General features: G+C 74.0%; 3 protein-coding genes. 1 reads left to right on the top strand and 2 read right to left on the bottom strand.

Annotation, left to right across the window (positions count from 1 at the left end; translation table 11 throughout):
• On the bottom strand, positions 1 to 985 hold a 985-nt coding region (locus tag OOT08_RS15100; RefSeq protein WP_325093617.1), incomplete at its 3' end, for an ATP-dependent helicase.
• Complete coding sequence (gene nudC, locus OOT08_RS15095; RefSeq protein ID WP_325093616.1) at positions 982 to 2,043, bottom strand: NAD(+) diphosphatase; 1,062 nt, start codon at positions 2,041 to 2,043, stop codon at positions 982 to 984. The genes nudC and OOT08_RS15100, both read right to left, overlap by 4 nt.
• 79 nt (positions 2,044 to 2,122) lie before the next feature.
• Between nudC and OOT08_RS15090 the strand changes: the two genes are divergently transcribed.
• The coding region (locus OOT08_RS15090; protein WP_325093614.1) for a phosphotransferase at positions 2,123 to 3,092 on the top strand (970 nt) is incomplete at its 3' end.

The raw sequence follows: 3,092 nt of genomic DNA, 5'->3' as shown, positions 1-3,092 counted from the left end.
AGAAGCCCTGCACGAGGGGCGTGCTGCCCCCTTTGGGGTCCTCGCGCGTCGCCGCGAGCGTCAGCGCGCCGGGCCGACCGGTCATGAGCGTGTTCGCGGCCCGGACCACGCCGGGCGTCGAGCGGTAGTTCTGTTCCAGCCGGAACTCCCGTGCCGAAGGGAACTCGGAGCCGAAGCGCAGCAGGAAGGAGCTGTCGGCCCCCGCGAAGGAGTAAATCGTCTGGCTCGCGTCGCCGACGACGCACAGCTCGGTGCGGTCGCCGACCCAGGCCCGGAGCAGGTTGTGCTGCAGCGGGGACACGTCCTGGTACTCGTCGACCGTGAAAAAGCGGAACTGCTCGCGGACCTGGAGCGCGACCCGGGGTTCCACCTCGAGCATGCCCGTCATGATGATGAGCACGTCCTCGAAGTCGATCTGCCGGCGCTCGTCCTTCATCGCCTCGTAGCCCGCCATGAGTTCGAGCAGCTGCTCTGGCGTGATCCCGTTCGGCAGCGGCCGCTCGTCGACCCGCTCGGCGTACTCCTCAACGCCGAGGCTCGACAGCTTCCGCCACTCGATCTCGGAGGCGACATCGCGGAGCGTGTCCGTGTCGAAGCGCAGCCGCATCGCATCGGCGGCCTGCGCCAGGGTGCGCGACTTCCCCGGCAGCACCTGGGGCGCGAGCCCCCCGACCACCTGCGGCCAGAAGTAGCCGAGCTGGGACAGGGCGGCGGAGTGGAAGGTGCGCGCGCTCACCCCGCCGGCGCCCAGGAGGCGCAGCCGGGAGCGCAGCTCCGAGGCCGCCTTCGCGGTGAAGGTCACGGCGAGCACCCGGTCCGGGCGGTACGCCCCCGTCATCACCCCGTGCGCGATGCGGTGGGTGATCGTGCGGGTCTTGCCGGTTCCCGCGCCCGCGAGCACGGACACCGGGCCGCGCAGGGTCTGCGCGACCTCCCGCTGGTCTTCGTCGAGTCCCGCGAGGAGTGCCTCGGTCTCCGCGCTCACTGGCGGCCCCGCGCGAGCCAATCGTCGAGCAGGCTCCGGGCGATGGACGTGCGGCCGGGCAGGATGATCGGGAGCTCCTCCGAGAGGAGCTCCGCCCGGGTAAACCAGCGCAGCTCGGCGATCTCCTCTGGGTCGGCGACGAGCGCCTCCGGGTCGACCCCGGGGGCGGGCTCCGCCTCAAAGCCGAGCATGAGCGAGCGCGGGAAGGGCCAGGGCTGCGAGGAGCGGTAGCGGATGTTCGCGACCCGCAGGCCGGACTCCTCGAAGACCTCGCGCTCGACCGTGCTCTCCAGCGATTCCCCGGCCTCGACGAAGCCCGCGAGGAGCGAGAAGCGGTCGCTCGGCCAGAGCGCGTTCGAGCCGAGCAGGACCCGGTCGCCGTCGTGAATGAGCACGATCACGGCGGGGTCCGTGCGCGGGAAAATCTCCTGACCGGTCGCGACGTCGCGCCGCATCCAGCCCCCGTGGTGCACGGTCGTCTCCGCGCCCGTGGCCGGGGAGAAGCGCGCGGCCTCGTGCCAGCGCGCCAGCGCGAGCGCGGTCACCGCCGCCCCGGCGTCGATCGCGTCGAGGTCAGCCCCGAGCTCCCGGGCGGCGGCCCAGGCCGCGCCCGGCACCGCCTCGGGGGCGAGCTCGTGCGCCTCGCGCCCCAGGAAGACGGCGAAGCAGGGGGCCGCGGGCGAGGCCGCCCCGCCGGAGCCGGGGGCGCCCTCGGCCCCGGGCTCGATGCGCCCGAGGTAGACGGGCTCCCCCGCGGGCGCGAGGCCGGCTCGCTCGGCGAGATCGGCGAGCGCCGCGGCGCTCAGCCAGGCCAGGCGGGGGCGCTCCCCGCCCGCGAAGACCGGGCAGCGTTCCCCGCTGAGCAGCAGGAACCGGGCGGCGGGCTCCGCGAGGGCGGCGGCGAGGCGCTCGGGGTCCATTCGCGTCGGCGCATCCCGGTCGAGGGCCGCACGTGCGAGGGGCGGCACGGGGGCCGGCGGGGTGTTGCCCGCGCGCTCGGTCCCGCCGGGGGCCCGGTGACGGTCGGCGGCTCGTGTGTCTGCGGCGCCCTGGGGCATGGCTCCACCGTCCTTCGCGTTCCTGAGTCGTGCGCGTGGCCTCACCCGGAGATCCCGGGGAGTGCCTACGCTTGGGTGCATGGTTAGCACTCCTCTCACTCTAGCCGCGCTCGCGACCTCCGCAGTCTCTGACCTGCTCGTCACGGGCGCGCGTCGGCACACGCTGAACGGGGACGGCGCCTTCACGAGCGCCGTCGTCGCGAGCGACCGCGGTGAGCTGATTGTGCGCGTGCCGCGCAGCACCCAGGCCGAGACCCTGCAGGCCGCCGAGGTGCTCGGCCTGGCCACGCTCACCTCGGGGGCGCGCGCCGCGCTGCCCTTCGCCCTGCCGGAGACGCTCGGTCAGACGCGGGCGGGCAACACCCGCGCCGTCGTGAGCACATTCCTGCCGGGGAATCTGTTTACCGCCGAGGACCTGGCCGAGGACGCGCTGCTGCTCCAACCCATCGCCGAGGTGCTGGCGGCCACGCACGCGCTCCCCCAGTCGCTGATCCGCGACGCCGGCCTGCGGGTCTCGTCTGCCGCCGAAACCCGGGCCGAGGTGGCCCGGCTCGTGGACCGCGCCGTGGGCACCCGGCTCGTCCCCTCGACCGTCGCCGACCGCTGGCAGCAGATGCTGGAGTCCGCCGAGCTGTGGCGCTTCGAGCCGGTCGTCGTGCACGGCACGATGGGGGCCGACCGCTTCCTCGTCGAGTCGGACCGGGTCACGGGCGTGCTCGGCTGGTCCGGACTCGCGATCGGGGACCCCGCCGAGGACTTCGCCTGGCTCTCCGCCTGCGGCGAGGACGTGCTCGAGGGCGTCCTCGCCCGCTACGCCGCCAAGCGCGGCCTCGGGGACCGCGATCGCCTGCGGGCACGCGCCCTCTTCCTGCACGAGCTTGAGGTGGCCCGCTGGCTGTTGCACGGCGTCGAGCGGCGCGACCAGGAGGTCATCGACGACGCGGTCACGATGCTCGACCGCCTCGTCGATCGGCTGAGCTACCTGCCCCAGCCGCTGGCCCGCCGAGAGTCGCTGAACGTCGAGCAGGTGAGCGACCTGCTCGACGAGA

The sequence above is a fragment of the Leucobacter sp. M11 genome (assembly GCF_035726885.1).
In the GTDB taxonomy this organism is placed as follows: Bacteria; Actinomycetota; Actinomycetes; order Actinomycetales; family Microbacteriaceae; genus JAPFRB01.
The sequence above is the reverse complement of the archived record's forward strand: the minus strand, read 5'-3'. Positions and strand labels throughout refer to the sequence as shown.